Origin of the sequence: Sulfurimonas sp. (assembly GCF_041583195.1) — a bacterium.
Classification (GTDB): Bacteria; Campylobacterota; Campylobacteria; order Campylobacterales; family Sulfurimonadaceae; genus Sulfurimonas.
On record NZ_JBFHGL010000003.1, the window covers coordinates 239,783 to 255,420 of the forward strand.

15 protein-coding genes are annotated in these 15,638 nt (G+C 33.8%); 2 read left to right on the top strand and 13 right to left on the bottom strand.

Annotated elements, in window-relative coordinates:
* From ilvN to ABZA65_RS04655, 12 genes are all read right to left on the bottom strand, one after another.
* A complete protein-coding gene (gene ilvN, locus ABZA65_RS04600; RefSeq protein WP_373071184.1) occupies positions 1 to 477 on the bottom strand; it encodes an acetolactate synthase small subunit in 477 nt (158 codons plus the stop codon).
* 2 nt (positions 478 to 479) lie between these two features.
* The gene (locus tag ABZA65_RS04605) at positions 480 to 2,177 is read right to left on the bottom strand and encodes an acetolactate synthase large subunit (RefSeq protein WP_373071084.1); all 1,698 of its coding nucleotides are present in this window, start codon (positions 2,175 to 2,177) and stop codon (positions 480 to 482) included.
* Positions 2,178 to 2,265: 88 nt separating this feature from the next.
* Positions 2,266 to 4,386, bottom strand: coding sequence for a hypothetical protein (locus ABZA65_RS04610; protein WP_373071086.1), 2,121 nt, complete (start codon positions 4,384 to 4,386; stop codon positions 2,266 to 2,268).
* 5 nt (positions 4,387 to 4,391) lie between these two features.
* Entirely contained in the window at positions 4,392 to 5,594 is a 1,203-nt protein-coding gene (gene ilvA, locus ABZA65_RS04615; RefSeq protein WP_373071088.1) for a threonine ammonia-lyase, read from the bottom strand.
* A gap of 12 nt (positions 5,595 to 5,606) precedes the next feature.
* Complete coding sequence (locus ABZA65_RS04620; RefSeq protein ID WP_373071090.1) at positions 5,607 to 6,032, bottom strand: CoA-binding protein; 426 nt, start codon at positions 6,030 to 6,032, stop codon at positions 5,607 to 5,609.
* 68 nt (positions 6,033 to 6,100) lie between these two features.
* Complete coding sequence (locus ABZA65_RS04625) at positions 6,101 to 6,865, bottom strand: TIGR02757 family protein (RefSeq protein WP_373071092.1); 765 nt, start codon at positions 6,863 to 6,865, stop codon at positions 6,101 to 6,103.
* Entirely contained in the window at positions 6,834 to 8,102 is a 1,269-nt protein-coding gene (locus tag ABZA65_RS04630; protein WP_373071094.1) for an RNA polymerase factor sigma-54, read from the bottom strand. Before ABZA65_RS04630 ends, ABZA65_RS04625 begins: the two co-directional genes overlap by 32 nt.
* A gap of 3 nt (positions 8,103 to 8,105) precedes the next feature.
* Complete coding sequence (lptB, locus tag ABZA65_RS04635) at positions 8,106 to 8,828, bottom strand: LPS export ABC transporter ATP-binding protein (protein ID WP_373071096.1); 723 nt, start codon at positions 8,826 to 8,828, stop codon at positions 8,106 to 8,108.
* Positions 8,828 to 9,244 carry a tRNA (adenosine(37)-N6)-threonylcarbamoyltransferase complex ATPase subunit type 1 TsaE gene (gene tsaE, locus ABZA65_RS04640; protein WP_373071098.1) on the bottom strand — a complete coding sequence of 139 codons (417 nt, stop codon included), beginning with the start codon at positions 9,242 to 9,244 and terminating at the stop codon, positions 8,828 to 8,830. Before tsaE ends, lptB begins: the two co-directional genes overlap by 1 nt.
* Positions 9,241 to 10,227 (bottom strand): anthranilate phosphoribosyltransferase, encoded by a 987-nt coding sequence (gene trpD, locus ABZA65_RS04645; RefSeq protein WP_373071100.1) that lies wholly within the window; start codon positions 10,225 to 10,227, stop codon positions 9,241 to 9,243. Before trpD ends, tsaE begins: the two co-directional genes overlap by 4 nt.
* Positions 10,228 to 10,473, bottom strand: a complete 246-nt coding sequence (locus ABZA65_RS04650) for an RNA-binding S4 domain-containing protein (RefSeq protein WP_373071102.1) — start codon at positions 10,471 to 10,473, stop codon at positions 10,228 to 10,230.
* Between the two features lie 115 nt (positions 10,474 to 10,588).
* Positions 10,589 to 12,364 carry a YgiQ family radical SAM protein gene (locus tag ABZA65_RS04655; RefSeq protein ID WP_373071104.1) on the bottom strand — a complete coding sequence of 592 codons (1,776 nt, stop codon included), beginning with the start codon at positions 12,362 to 12,364 and terminating at the stop codon, positions 10,589 to 10,591.
* 75 nt (positions 12,365 to 12,439) lie between these two features.
* On the opposite strand from ABZA65_RS04655, the gene ABZA65_RS04660 reads away from it, so the two are divergent.
* Complete coding sequence (locus ABZA65_RS04660; protein ID WP_373071106.1) at positions 12,440 to 14,116, top strand: AMP-binding protein; 1,677 nt, start codon at positions 12,440 to 12,442, stop codon at positions 14,114 to 14,116.
* Between the two features lie 50 nt (positions 14,117 to 14,166).
* On the top strand, positions 14,167 to 14,658 hold the full coding sequence (locus ABZA65_RS04665; protein ID WP_373071108.1) for a flagellar basal body-associated FliL family protein: 492 nt from the start codon (positions 14,167 to 14,169) through the stop codon (positions 14,656 to 14,658).
* Between the two features lie 12 nt (positions 14,659 to 14,670).
* Here the strand turns inward: ABZA65_RS04665 and ABZA65_RS04670 are convergent, their stop codons facing one another.
* Entirely contained in the window at positions 14,671 to 15,588 is a 918-nt protein-coding gene (locus ABZA65_RS04670) for a manganese-dependent inorganic pyrophosphatase (protein ID WP_373071110.1), read from the bottom strand.
* Positions 15,589 to 15,638 lie beyond the last annotated feature (50 nt).

A 15,638-nucleotide genomic window follows, 5' to 3' on the forward strand; every position in this document is an offset into this window, starting at 1 on the left:
TTAACGCTCCAGCGCTACAGCGCCGCTTCTTACTATCTCTTTAGGATTATATCTTTGTATAATTTTTAAGAAGTTATCTACACGTTTTGGCTCATCGGCAACCATAGCTATAACTACGTTTTCACCAACATTTACTATTTTACCGTTGTATGCTTCACATAGAGTACTGATATCTGTAATATTTTCAGATACAGGGAACTTAACCATAGCCATCTCTTTTTCAACTAAATCTACATGCTCATACACTCTATATACAGGTATAAGCTTATGGAGCTGTTTTGTGATCTGCTCAATTACGCGAACTGAACCGTATGTAACTATTGTAAGTCTTGAGTATCTACTCTCAGGAATAGGTGCTACAGTTAATGATGTAATATTATACCCGCGTGCAGAGAAAAGATCAGTTATACGAGATAATACACTTGATTCATTAACAACGATTACTGATACTACTCTTCTTTCGTCAATTTCGTGCATCATTATTTATCTCCTTTCTTTTCTAATAACATCATATTAAATAAACTACCGCCTGCAGGAACCATTGGAAGAACGTTTTCAAGTCTCTCAACGCTAACTTCTATAAAAGTTACTACATCTTTCTTTATTGCGTCTTTAAGTGCAGCATCAAACTCTTCTTTAGTTGAAACCCTATAACCTGCCCCACCAAAAGCCTCTGCTAGTTTTACAAAATCAGGCTGGATGCTTAGATCTGTTTCAGAGTGACGCTTATCATAAAAAAGTGTCTGCCACTGACGAACCATTCCAAGATAATTGTTATTTAAAATAATATTTATAACAGGCAGTTTCTTCTCAACAGCCGTCATTAACTCTTGAACATTCATTAAAATAGAACCATCACCAGTAAAGTTAATACTAATTTTCTCTGGAGTTGCTGCTTTAACACCCATAGCCGCAGGGAAACCAAATCCCATAGTACCTAAACCACCAGAACTCATAAACTGGCGAGGTCTGCTAAATGGATAAAACTGAGCTGTCCACATTTGGTGCTGACCAACATCTGTTGAGATATTAGCATCATCTCCAAGTAATTCACCAACACGTTCAACTACCCATTGAGGTTTAATTCTTTCACTGTCTTCATGATACATTAATGGATGAAGCTCATCAAACTTAGCAATAGTATCACGCCATTGAACATATTTTTTAGAATCGATTCTATCACTAAGTTCTAACATATCTTGAACAACGCACTTAACATCACCAACAATCGGATAATCTGCATTTACAAGTTTTGAGATAGATGCCGGATCGATATCTACATGTATAACACCTGCATTTTTAGCAAATTCACTAAGTTTACCAGTTACACGGTCATCAAATCTAGCACCAAGCGCGATAACTAAATCTGTCTCACTCATAGCCATATTAGATGCATATGAACCGTGCATACCAAGCATACCTACTAATAACTCATCATCGTGACTTAGAGTTCCACGAGCCATAAAAGTCTCTACTGCAGGTATACCTGTTTTAGCTACAAGCTCTCTAACATCATAAGCTGCATTTGAATTAATAACACCACCACCTAAATAAAACAGTGGGCGCTTAGCCTTACTCATAGCTTCTATAGCTTTTTTGATCTGACGAGGATTACCCTTAGTATGAGGTTTATATGTCTCTAAGTCAAGTTCTACAGTATAATCAAACTCTGCTATCTCAGCAGTTACGTCTTTTGGAATATCAACATGAACAGGACCTGGACGACCTGAAGCTGCTATATAAAAAGCCTCTTTTAAAATTCTTGGCAGATCTGCTGCACAAGTTACCAGATAGTTATGCTTAGTACATGAGCGGCTGATTCCAACTGCATCGATCTCTTGAAATGCGTCTGTACCGATTAGACTCATTGGTACTTGACCCGAGATTACAACCAAAGGGATTGAATCCATATATGCATCTGCTAAACCTGTTACTGCGTTTGTAAAACCAGGACCTGATGTAATCATAGCTACACCAACTTTACCGCTTGCTTTAGCGTAACCTTCTGCAGCATGAACAGCAGCTTGTTCATGACGAGTTAGTATGTGATGAAACTTATCCTGTTTATAAATTTCATCGTAGACATTCATGATGGCTCCACCAGGGTATCCAAAAACAGTTTCAACACCCTCTTCAATTAAAGCTTCTATGACCATTTGAGCGCCATTTATTTGCATGAAAAGTCTCCTATTATAAAATTTCAGGGATTATACTTAAAAAGCTTTTTGATTTAGGTTAAAGTTGTAAATAATTTTAAAGTTTATATTACTCTAAGATATTTTCAACCCTCATTGATGAGCGCCACTGTTTTTTTGAACCTTTTCTCAAAGAGTCCATATCCATTAGTTTAGAGTCATATTTTTTACAAAAAAGCTCATAGGTAGATAAGATATAATCATCTGTACCAAAGTGTAAAATATAAGTTTTAAAAGCTTTCTCAAGAACTGTTTTATCTTTATTGGTTTTTATAGCTTTTTCTATCTGAGTTACATAAGCCAATGCATATATATTAGCTATTGAGACATATTTAGATGATATACTTTTATACTTTTCAAGAATCCCATAAATACCAATTGGATCACCGTTTAAGGCATACTCTTTTGCTACTTCAAAATCATCAGACCAAAGTTTGTTATACTTTCTTCCCTCAGGTGTATTTATTAAAGTTTCGGAGTTATCTATAATATTATATATATCATCAAAATTTGATTTTTCAATTGCTTGATAAAGCTTATCTCTTGATTCTATATCAAGCTTTATACTTTTAACTTCATCTTTAAAGTCTGGAAAATCTACCAATATATCTAAAAGTTTAACAGCTTTATGTATCTCATTGTCCTCAATATATTTGTGAAGATTTATATACAGAGTATCTCCAAATGTTATAACTTTGGAATATTCAAGGAACTCTTTTAAAAACGGATTAACTCTGACAAGCTCAAATACCATCTTAAAATCTTTTTTAATAATAGAGTTTTTAAACCTTGTATATATATCACTTTTTATAAGCATCTCTTGAATATGAGCTGTTTTCTCACTTACACCCCTGAATTCTGACAGCAACTCTCTGATCTGCTCTTTAGGTTTAGATTCCAATGCCATTTTTTGAGCATGTAAAAAAAGCTTTTGCCATTTTAATTCCAGTGCTTTATATATATCTGATTCTTTGTAAAGAGGATGCTGATTAACCAAAGAGTAAGCAAGTGATATTTTCCCTGATTTGACCAAAGCTAAAAACTTATCAAACTCGTCAAATTCATTAAATAATTTTTTTATTTTTGAGTTTTTACTTGGGATCTCCGTAAAACTACCAAATAAGTTTAGTGCTTTTTCTTTTTTAGACCCTTGAAGAAATTTTAAGGCCTTGTCGTATATTTTATTCCATAATTCTTCTATCTTCTTATAGCTGTCAGTATACTCAAGTAAAGGATTTTTTTTGATTAATTTATATGCTTTATCGTACTCAGCCAACATTATATGCTTTTGGAGTTTATCTAAACCAGTATATACGTCATAATATAACAACTCCCCAAGATCATCTGCAACTATAAGTAAACCTTGCTCAGCATCATATTCCAGACAAGTTATTCTAGAGTCAACTTTAATAAATTTTCTTGAAACTTGTTCATAAGAACTTAGATCATAAACAATTACAAAACCAAGCTGTGTTCCTAAAAATAAAAAATGTTCGTTTGATGTAATCTCAACTATTTCATCGTGAATCCCATCAAGTCTTTTAATGACTTTTTGGGCATTTATATCCCATATAATAACTGATGAATTTTTATCAACACTACATAGGATGTTTTGAGTTAAAAACTCTACTTTCATAACCGCTGCAGTATGAGCTTTTAGTGTTGCAATCGGTGTAATAGTTCCGTAGTTAAATATGTGAATTTTTTTATCGTAACTGGCAGTTGCAACCAAATATGAGTTATTAAAAAATTTTATATCGTTTATTGTATCTGCATGGTGAGGGAGTGTAAAAACAAGCCTTGCACTTTTTGTATCAACGACAAAACATCTGCCATCTTCCCCTGCTGAAAAGAAGTAGTTCCCTCTAGGATCTACAGCTACACAAGAAACTTCTCCATGGTGTCTGTTTATCTTCTGCTTAACTTTTTTAGTAGATGCATCATAAAGTTTAGAACTTCTAACATCTTCACTGACAACAGCAAAATAATCACCACTATTGCTAAAAGAGATCACTTGGTTTTTATACCATTTGTGATTTATATTTGCTTTAAATCCGCCAAGTGTCTCTAGGTTTTGCTGATCTAAAAATCTAACAGCTGTAGTTTTGTCCGCAATCAAAATAGTAGAGTTTTTTTGTTTAACATAAAAAATAATTGGTTCTGAAAATTTTTTACTTTTGACTGCTTTCATATACTTTATCTTCTTAAATAGCCCTCTTTTTCAAGTCTCTCTCTTATCTCATTTTGATGTTCTTCACCTTTTGTCTCCATATGTACTGTAACGTTTGCATCACCATAATCAAGGGAAATAGAAGTTCTGTCATAAGATATATGTACAATGTTTGCACTCAACTCTTCAAGTATCTCAGTAAAGCGTTTTAACGAACCAGGCTTATCTACAAGTGTCACCGTAACGTTCATTTTTCTGTGTGATTTTAATAAACCTTTTTCGATAATTACATTTAAAAGCGTAACATCCAAATTACCGCCGCTTAATACAATGGCTACATTTTTACCTTTTAGATGCTTTAACTTTCCGTGTATAGCTGCCGCAACACCTACACTTCCTGCACCTTCCACAACAAGTTTTTGTTTTTCTAGTAAAAATAATATTGCACTAGCTATCTCTTCATCATCAACACTTATAAATTCATCAACACTCCCAAGCATATGATCTAAAGTAATTTTTGATGTATCACGAACAGCTATACCATCGGCAATTGTTCTAACACTTAAGCTGTCTTGCGGTATACCTGTGTCAAATGAGTTCTTAAGCGCAGGAGCACCGCTGGCACCAACTCCAATAACTTTAATATCTTTATTGATCTGTTTAACTGCAGAGGCTATTCCTGAGATAAGTCCGCCTCCTCCTACTGGAACTACTATGGCGTCTAGTTTTTCACACTTGTCTAAGATCTCTAAAGCTACAGTCCCCTGACCTGCTATAACTTTTTCATCTTCAAAAGGGTGTATAAAAGTTAGTGAATTTTCTTTTGCAAATCCCATTGCATAAGCATATGCTTCATCATAATTAGAACCATGTAAAATAACTTCTCCACCAAGATGTTTTACACCATTTACCTTTGTTAGAGGTGTAGATTCAGGCATAACAATAACAGCACGGATTCCAAATTTTGATGCTGAGAGAGCAACACCTTGAGCATGATTTCCTGCACTCGCAGCTATAACACCGCACTCCATTTGAGATTTGTCTAAAGAAGCTATTTTATTATAAGCTCCACGAATTTTAAATGCACCTGTTATTTGAAGGTTTTCTTTTTTTAAATAAACCTCAAGTCCTGAGTATTCACTCATTTGAGGAGCATAAGAAAAAGGTGTATCTAAAACTATACCCTTTATCGCTTCTTTTGCTTCATATATATTTTTTAAATCTATCAACTGTCTGTCTACCTATCTGTTTTGTAATTCTATTTTCGGACAATGGTTTTGCACAACTCTCATCCCGGCATCTTCAGCTTTTTTAGCTGCTGCATTATTTACAAGACCTAACTGACCCCAGAATACTTTAACATCTCCGCGTTCAATACACGCATCTGCCACAGCATCAAATACATCCGGTTTTCTAAAAATATCTACCATATCAATTTCAAAAGGTATCTCCAGAAGTGAACGATATACTTTTTCACCTAATATAGTTTCCCCTTTAGGATATACCGGTACAATTTTGTAACCTCTGTCTTGTAAGAACTTAGCAACCATATTACTTGCTTTGCTCTCATCAGGTGATAAACCGATCATAGCTATTGTTTTAACACTGTCTAAAATCTCTAAAATTTCTTCATTATTTGAGTTAACTGTAGGAAATTCGCATTCCATAATCAATGCCTTTAAATATATTATTTATTTTAGCGATTATATCTAAAAGAGCTTATATTTTCAATTGTTTAGACGATTGATTCTTGTCCAAGTCTATAGAGTGCAAAATCATATTTTAATGGATCTTTTTCATCAAAAGTTTTTAACGTATCTGTAAGTTCTATTGCAGCTTGAAGATCATATGTCTTTCTTTTTAAAAGACCAAGCTTTTTACCTACATTAAATGTATGTGTATCAAGTGGGATGATTAGATCTTTTGGATCTACTCCGCTCCACAGACCCATATCTATATTGTCGTATCTTACCATCCATCTAAGATACATCATCCAGCGTTTTAATGCACCGCTGCCTTTTGTTTTTGTAGTCACTTTAGATATTAGAAAGTTATAGCCCTGAGATTCATGAGGATAAAGTTCTTTTATAGTAGATATAAGTTCATTTATACCCTCTATAAGATTATTGTTTACTAGATACCCTCTTTTAAATACATCTTCTAAGCTATCTTTTTCTTCCAATCGTTTTAAGGCAATAAAAAGTGCTATTACATCCTCGGCTTTTTGGAATCTGTAGTAGTGATCTTTTAGCGCTTCTTGTATTTCATCATCACTCTTTTTAAGCAGAGTAAAATCTAGTGAATCTAAGAACTTAACAATCTGCTTTACATTTCCATATGCAAAAAGTGCACAAATAAGAGAGATCGTCGGATCTTTATGTCTGTATGCTACAAATATAGGATCTAACTTATCTTCTGATACTTCACCGACTTGGTTTCTTTTTTCTACCTCTTCATCGAGGCGTTTTTTAATGGAGTTGATAGAGTTTTTTTCGCTCACTGGAACCTGCTATATTTAATTGTTTTCTATATTTTGCGATGGTACGTCTAACCATCTTCACTTTGAACTTATCTTGAATCATCTCTAAAAGTTTCATATCACTTAATGGTTTGGCATGACTTTCCTCTTTTACGAGTCCTACTAGATAGTCTTTAATTGCAGCATTTGACACATCTTCGTCGATTGCAGTTGTAAAGAACTCTTTCATAGCTAAAATGCCGCGATCACAAGCTATATACTTATTTGCTATGGCACGTGAAATTGTAGATGGATTATGTCCAAATTCATCTGCTAATGTTTTAAGAGTCAGCGGCATAATTTGCCCGCCGGTAAAGAAGTCATACTGATACTCAACGATCATCAATCCCACTTTATAAAGTGTAGCTTTACGCATATCTAAAGCATCTACGAGTGATTTTGCCTCTTTGATTTTTTGAGACACAAATTCATGCTCAACACCATAGTCGGTATCGATCTTAATAGTTGGATAATATGCGTCGTTTAGTTTAACTTCTATATTGTCATTTTCATCAAAATAGATCATCAGATCAGGTACTAACTGTTCAGAATCTTCTTGGTACTCAATAGATGGAGGGTTTTTAAATGTCCCCATAACACGCATAACTTCGGAAAAATTTTTTTCATCTGAAAAGCTGTAAATATTTTGCAGATCGTTTATAACTGCGCAGGCTAAAGAATATGCTTCATCACTTATATCAGATGAATCTAGCTGAAAGATAAAGCTCTCAGAGAGATCTTTTGCTCCGATTCCTACAGGTTCAACATGAGCAAACCTTAGACGGATCTTTTCAAACTCCTCTAAAGTAATTCCCTCTTCTTTACAAAAAGCTTCACTGTCACCCTCATAGTAACCGTTTTCATCTAAGTTGGACACTACATACATAGCAATAGATTCAGATGTTGGTGTTGGAAACAGCGGTGCACCTATCTGTTCATCTAAAACATCATGTAGTGATCTGTTTTGTACAGTCAGTGCCTCAATTTGCTCTGTTCTTGAATTACTGACGGCTCTGTTTATTATCTTTTTAGGAATCTTTTTTTCATACTCTTCTTCAAACCCTGATTTAACTTCTACTAATGGATTTGATTCAATGAAAGGCTCCATAGCCTCACCCAGATCACTTAAACTAGAATGCAATATCGGAAGCCAATTTCTTAGCGTATTTGATAGTTTATGCTTATTCTCAACTGATTGGGTTTGTCTAAGAGCTGCCATAATCTAGAACTTATAATCCTCACCAAGATAGTGTGTACGAACATCTGCATTGGCTCTGATCTCTTCAGTTGTACCGCTTGCCAGAAGATTTCCTGATTTGATTACATAGGCCCTGTCACATACATCGAGTGTTTCACGAACATTATGATCGGTTATAAGTACGCCTATATCGTATGATACAAGCTGATGAATAACTTTTTGAATATCCATAACAGCTATCGGGTCAACACCTGCAAAAGGTTCATCCAAAAGTAAAAACTTAGGTTTGTTTACAAGTGCACGTGCTATCTCCACACGACGACGCTCACCACCACTTAAACTAATACCTTTACGGTAGCGAATAGGTTCTATGTTGAACATATCAAGAAGTTCTAATATTCTGTCTTCTCTGTCTTTTTTATCTTTTATACTAACTTCTGCAGCTACCATAAGATTGTCTTCTACAGTTAAGTCTTTGAAAATCGAAGCTTCTTGAGGAAGATACCCTATACCCCTTAGGGCTCTTTCATGAAGAGGCTTTCCAGATAGATCTGTATCATCAAAATAAACTTCTCCACTGCTTGCTTCTACAAGCCCGCATATCATGTAAAATGTAGTGGTCTTACCAGCACCGTTTGGTCCAAGCAGTCCTACAACTTCACCACTATTAACTTCAAGGCTCATACCCTTTACTATCTCTAAATCTTTTATTCTCTTTTTTAAATCAATAGCTTTTAATTTATGCATTATTTATACTCTCTTATTAAATACTCTCTTGTATCTGAATCTATTTTATTTATATATATTTCTAAAACATCAAAACCGGAATCAACTAAAATCTCTTTTAATTTATCATCACCCCATTCTACTATATGAAGTCCGTCTTTTTCCAACTCTTCCAACATCCCCATAGATATAAAATGTTCTATCCCTTTGTTGTAGATATCATAATGAAAAACCTTATCTGAATAACATTGCTGCAAAGAAAAGGTAGGTGATGTCACTTCGTCATCTAACCCAAGTGATGCTACTATATTTTTAGTCAGAGTAGTTTTACCTGCAGCCAAATCACCGCGCAGAATTATAATTCCACTAGGAAATGTTGCAACTATATCATCACTGAGTTTTTTAATTTCATCAAGAGCTAGAATATGTTTTTTCATAACTTATTTGATATCTCTATAATCTGTTGTAGTTTAGCTTTAGCCTTGCCCTTAGCAATAACTTCCTTAGCTATCTCTAAACCTTCTTGTATATCACTTGCCATACCATCAACCATAAGTGCAGCTGCCGCATTTAAAAGAACTATATCCCTTTGTGCTTCAGTTGCAGATGAGTCAAATATATTGTGTAATATCTGAGCATTCTCTTTACCATCACCACCTACTATGGCTTCAAGTGGAGCTTTTTTGATTCCATACTCTTCTGGATCTATTTCAAACTCTCTAATGATTCCGTTTTTAAGATGTGCTGCATGTGTAATACTAGATAAACTTATCTCATCCATACCCTCATCAGAACTAACAACAAGTGCACTAGTTGAACCATTTATTTTAAGCGCTTCTGCCATTTTTGGTACAAAAGATTTATCAAATACACCAAGTAATGATTTTTTGACATTTGCTGGGTTTGTAAGAGGTCCTAAAATATTAAAGATCGTCTTATTTGGTATGCTTTTTCTAACAGGCATAATAAATTTCATAGCAGGATGGTGGTTTTGGGCAAACATAAAACAAAAACCAACTTCTTCTAAAAGTTTTGCAGACTGAGCCGGAGTTATATCAAGTCTAATTCCAAGCTCTTCAAGCATATCTGCACTACCACTTTTGGATGTAACTGAGCGACTTCCATGCTTTGCAACAGAGCATCCCGCGGCTGAAGCTAAAATAGAAACTGTAGAAGATATATTAAAACTACCTATCTTATCCCCACCTGTACCGACCACATCTAAAGACTTGTTGCTTAATTCCTCAGATATCGGAAGTGGATAAGCATGTGAACGCATTACTTCTGCCGCTGCTGCAATAGACTCGACAGATGTATTTTTATCTAGTTTCATACCTTCTAGAAACTCTTTCATCTGTGCATCATCCATCTCATGATTAAATAGTGATGTAAATTTAATTTTTGCTTCTTCGTAGTTCATCTAAAGTTCCTTGATATACTCACCCTGAAGTGATTTGGGTGTTGATTTTGTGGTTGGTATTTGTAACACTTCATAACTCTTTGTCTCGTTAAGATACTTAATTGTAATCGTATCACCGACTTCTACGTTCTTGCTAGGCTTTACAACAACATTATTAATTTCTACAACTTTGTTGCTAAGCATATCCTGAGCAACTGAACGTCTTTTTGTAATATTTACTGAATTTAAAAACTTATCTATTCTCATCTACCAACTTTTGAAAATTTTTTGTTTATTGTAGGATAAAGAAACTGAAAGGAATGTAAGAGTTGGAACAATAATTGCTAAAATTTGCGCGGTTTTATAAAATAACTATATTTATTTAAGAAGAAAAACCGCTTGTAAAAGTATCTTTTTTTATAACTATCTGCTTTTGTTTCTCTTTTCTTTTTGTATCTTTTTCAACAAAAATTTTCTCTCTTGTGACATGGTCCATTTCGGTGTAGTACATCACTGCAGAGTATGTTCCTGGTGTAGGAGTAAATACTTGAGCTTGTTCAGGGTTCATTTTCAGTTCATTTTGCGTAAACCTTTTAAGCTCATGCATATCTGATTCTTTACATCCAGGATGCGCAGCTATCAGGTAATATGTTAGAAACTGATTTTTACCCTCTTCTTTGTTTAACTTGTCATATAATTTTTTAAATTCTACAAGTTCTTGTTTGCCAGGTTTTCCCATCAATTCTAGCACACGTTGTTGTGTATGTTCAGGTGCTACTTTCATTTGTCCGGAGATATGGTGTTTTACCATCTCTTTTAAATAGCTATAGCCGTGTTTTTTATCCGCATTTATCAGATCATATCTTACACCGCTGGCTACAAAAGCCTTTCTTACACCTTCAACGCCGCGTATACGTTTTAAAAGATCTATATTACGAGAGTGATCTACTTTCATAGATTTACACAGATGATCTGCATCTACACAACGCTGATGATCACAAGTACCAAGTTTTAGCTTTTTATTACATTCATATCCATACATATTAGCCGTAGGCCCACCGACATCACTGATGATCCCTTTGTAATCTTTATACTTGTTAAACTCTTTTGCTTCGTTTAAAATATTATCTTCGCTTCTTGTGCGGATAGTACGCCCTTGATGAACACCTATTGCACAAAAATTACACTCACCCCAACATCCATGATGTGTCATTATTGAAAACTTGATAGTATCTAAACACTTAACTTTTCCATCTTTTGCATAGTATGGGTGTAACTCTCTAGTATATGGCAGATTAGAGTTTGCATCCATCTCATCCTCAGTCAGATAATCACATGGTGGATTTTGAATAAGATAACGATTATCTACCTGCTGACATAGTCCATTTGCACTTATAGGATCATTATTGTCATAAAACGCATCAAACAGATCTATATATTTTTCTTTATTATCTAAACACTCTTGATGACTTGGAAGCTGAATATATTCGTAATTTGGATCTTTGGAGATATAGCATATACCTCTGATCTCTTTATAATCATCTCCATTATCTAGTGCACGGGTCAACTGCTCTATTGCTATCTCACCCATTCCATAAACCAATATATCTGCTTTAGAATCAAAAAGAACAGGTTTTTTTAGTTTGTTTTGCCAGTAATCATAATGCGTTACACGTCTAAGAGATGCTTCTATACCACCAAGTACCAGAGGAGCAGTATTTTTAAAATATCTGCGAACAAGATTACAATAAACACTTACAGCGCGATCTGGACGCTTATTGTTTTTTCCACCAGGTGTATAATCATCAGAGTTTCTGAACTTCTTTGTAGCAGTGTAGTTTGAAACCATTGAATCAACACTTCCACCACTGATCCCCCAGTATAATCTAGGTTCACCCAAACGTTTAATATCTTTATCGCTTTTTACATCAGGCTGAGCAATGATCCCTACTTTGTAACCTAATCTCTCTAACATTCTTCCAACAACGGCTATACCGATAAATGGTGAGTCAATATAAGAATCACCGCTTACTAAAATAACATCACATTGTTTCCAGCCAAGTTTGTCCATTTCTTCCCTGGTTGTAGGAAGAAAATCTTTTTGAGTAAAAGCTACGGTGTTTCTTTTATTATCGGTATTTTTATTTCTTCTACTCAAGAGTTGACCTTTGTATTTTATGGAAATATTTTTTATGTATAATGATACAAAATTAATTCAAAATAAGAGTTTAATATGGACTACCCGTATGAAAATATAAAAGATTATACACTTGTGACAATGCTAGAAAGATCAGCCTCTATGTATGGAAAAAGGGACCTTGTATCATTTGTAGGGCAAGAGAGAATTACGTATGAAAAGTTTTATAAAAAAGTTCTTGAGATATCTACACTTTTAAAAGAACTAGGAATCAAAAAAGGTGATAAAGTTTTACTTCTTAGTGAGAATATGCCAAACTGGGGTATTGCCTATTTTTCAATTGTTTCCTTTGGAGCGGTAGTTGTTCCTGTTCTGCCGGATTTTCATCCCTCAGATGTGCATCATATTATTAAGCATTCCGATTCAAAAGCTGTTTTTGTATCATCTAAACATCAGCAAACTATAGAAGATTTTGAAGATAAAAGTATAGAGTTTGTAATAAATTTGGAATCTTTTGAGATCCTTCATGAACTAAGTAATGAAAGCTATATAGATAAACTTAAGAAAAAAATACAACAAACTATTAGTGACACTCAAGATAAAGTTTTTGATGATGACATAGCATCTATAATTTATACCTCTGGAACCACAGGGCATTCAAAAGGCGTAATGCTTTCACATAAAAACATTACGACAAATGCAATGAGTTCATTTTGCGTATTTGACATAAAAGAAGATGATGTTTTATTATCTATATTACCGCTTGCACATGTTTTTGAATGTACTGTAGGGATGATTATTCCAATACTTCACGGTTCAAGTATCCAATACCTAAAGAAAACACCGACACCAAGTGTGTTAATAAAAGCGTTTGAAACTACAAAACCTACATTTATGTTAAGTGTACCGCTGGTTATGGAAAAAATTTATAAAAACAAAGTTTTATCTAAAATCAACTCATCAACCATAACAAAAAACCTGTATAAAATTCCATTTTTTAGAAAGAAGTTAAATAAAATTGCAGCTAAAAAGCTATATCAAACATTTGGCGGAAGATTAAGGTTATTAGGCCTCGGTGGTGCAGGTTTACCAGAATATATAGAGCAGTTTTTGTATGATGGTGATTTTCCTTATGTAGTAGGTTATGGCATGAGTGAGACTGCTCCGTTATTATGTGCAACTCCAGATAAGCTAGTTACAAAAATAAAGTCTACTGGGCCTGCCATGTATGGAGTAGAGATAGATATACGTGATAAAAATCCATATAGCGGTGAAGGCGAAATATATGCCAGAGGTCCAAGTATAATGAAGGGATATTATAAAGATGAGCAAAAAACCAAAGAGATATTAGAAGATGACGGATGGATACATACAGGTGATCTCGGTTACTTGGATGAAGACGGTTACCTTTTTATTAGCGGCAGAAGCAAAAATATGATACTTGGTCCAAGCGGTGAAAATATTTATCCTGAACAGATAGAGTATATTATAAATCAGCATGAACTTGTTATAGATTCACTAATGATTCAAAAAGATACAAAACTAATAGCAAAAATACATTTAGATTACGAAAAAATAGATGAACTATATAATGGTGCCAGTATCAGTAGTAATGAGATGCTTGAGAAGATAAATGAATTACTAGAAGAAATGCGCAATGATGTAAATTCAAAAATATCATCATTTTCGAGAATGGTTAAGTTTGAAGAGCAACGTGAGCCGTTTATAAAAACACCAACAAAAAAAATAAAAAGATATCTATATATAAATTAAAAATTATTATATTGATTTTTTGATATAATCATCACATTAAGGAGTTTTTAATGAATGAAAAATTCAAAAATATAATTATTTTTTTAACAATTTTTGCATTTTTAGCCGGACTTGTATATTACGCATTTGTTACATCAGATTTTTCTAATTTGAAAAAAGTTGACACAAGTATGGACTTTAGAATGAAAGAAAAAATAGCAAAAAAAAGATATTACTCTACAGCTGTAGAGATTAAAGAAAACGGAATTGTAGATTTAGGTGATTTTGAAATAAATATAGGAAACGGTAAGAAAGTAATTGCAAATATATCTGCAAAGTATGATAAACCAGATGGCTGGGGTATGGCTATAGGTGTAGATGATGAAATAAAATCAAAAAGCACTGTTATAAGACACTCTGTTATTGAAGCTATTATGAATCAACATGAAAGTGATGTCCGAAGTTACAAAGTTAAAGAAGCTATAATCAGCAATATTAATCGTAATCTATCAAATACAACCGTTGAGGATGTATACTTTAACAGACTAATTATTGCTGAATAAAATATAAATATATTAAAATTGTGGCTGTAAGAAAGGAATAACTTGTTTCTTACGGCTTAATACACCATCAAGCCATACTTGGTTATCTTCAAGTTTGCATTTAAATGCACTCTCCACTTTACTTACATCATCACTAAGACATAGAAGCTGGCTTCCTTCTTTCATGATATCAGTTAAAAGAACAAGCATTGTATGAAGTCCCTCTTCCTCTTTCATCTTAGCCATATCTTCAAAGATCATATCTTTTTTGTCATCAAATACACTTAGATCAACAACTTCAAGCTGATTTACACCAACTTTTGCACCATTCATTTCAAATGCTTTAAAGTCTCTTGTATTTAGGTCTCTTGCACTTGCACCATCAACTGCAGATTTTACTAAAAACATCTCCATACCAAGTGCTTTATAATCTTGAACACCTGCAATTTCTGCTAACTCTTTTACAGCTTTTGTATCTGCTTTTGTACAAGTTGGAGATTTAAAAATTACAGTATCACTAAGTATTGCACACATCATCATACCAGCGATATTTTTAGGAATTTCAACACCGAAAGATCTGTACATCTCATATACTACAGTATTTGAACATCCAATTGGTCTGATCCAGCACTCTAGTGGAGTATCTGTTGTGATATCACCTAGTTTGTGATGATCCACTATACCAAGTATTGTAGCTTCTTTAATATCTTCAGGAGCTTGAGCATAGTCAGAAAAATCTACTAAATAAACAGACTCACCTGCATAAGAAGTTTTTAATTCAGGTGTTTGTCCATCAAATTTGTTTAATATAAAGTCCGTCTCGGCAGAAATTTTTCCTTGACGTGTTGGGATACAATCTTCACCAAGTTGATTTTTTAAATATGAAAGAGAGATAGCACCTACAATAGAATCACTATCAGGATTTGTATGACCGAAAATATATGTTGACATAATGATACCTTAATTTATTTTTTGAAATTATACTAAGATTTTCTAAAAAT

What these genes read in the sequence shown, in the direction of transcription:
- ilvN (WP_373071184.1), bottom strand. Translation starts at nt 477, where the DNA reads ATGCACGAAATTGACGAAAGAAGAGTAGTATCAGTAATCGTTGTTAAT.
- ABZA65_RS04605 (WP_373071084.1), bottom strand. Translation starts at nt 2,177, where the DNA reads ATGCAAATAAATGGCGCTCAAATGGTCATAGAAGCTTTAATTGAAGAG.
- ABZA65_RS04610 (WP_373071086.1), bottom strand. Translation starts at nt 4,386, where the DNA reads ATGAAAGCAGTCAAAAGTAAAAAATTTTCAGAACCAATTATTTTTTAT.
- ABZA65_RS04620 (WP_373071090.1), bottom strand. Translation starts at nt 6,032, where the DNA reads ATGGAATGCGAATTTCCTACAGTTAACTCAAATAATGAAGAAATTTTA.
- ABZA65_RS04630 (WP_373071094.1), bottom strand. Translation starts at nt 8,102, where the DNA reads ATGGCAGCTCTTAGACAAACCCAATCAGTTGAGAATAAGCATAAACTA.
- lptB (WP_373071096.1), bottom strand. Translation starts at nt 8,828, where the DNA reads ATGCATAAATTAAAAGCTATTGATTTAAAAAAGAGAATAAAAGATTTA.
- tsaE (WP_373071098.1), bottom strand. Translation starts at nt 9,244, where the DNA reads ATGAAAAAACATATTCTAGCTCTTGATGAAATTAAAAAACTCAGTGAT.
- trpD (WP_373071100.1), bottom strand. Translation starts at nt 10,227, where the DNA reads ATGAACTACGAAGAAGCAAAAATTAAATTTACATCACTATTTAATCAT.
- ABZA65_RS04650 (WP_373071102.1), bottom strand. Translation starts at nt 10,473, where the DNA reads ATGAGAATAGATAAGTTTTTAAATTCAGTAAATATTACAAAAAGACGT.
- ABZA65_RS04660 (WP_373071106.1), top strand. Translation starts at nt 12,440, where the DNA reads ATGGACTACCCGTATGAAAATATAAAAGATTATACACTTGTGACAATG.
- ABZA65_RS04665 (WP_373071108.1), top strand. Translation starts at nt 14,167, where the DNA reads ATGAATGAAAAATTCAAAAATATAATTATTTTTTTAACAATTTTTGCA.
- ABZA65_RS04670 (WP_373071110.1), bottom strand. Translation starts at nt 15,588, where the DNA reads ATGTCAACATATATTTTCGGTCATACAAATCCTGATAGTGATTCTATT.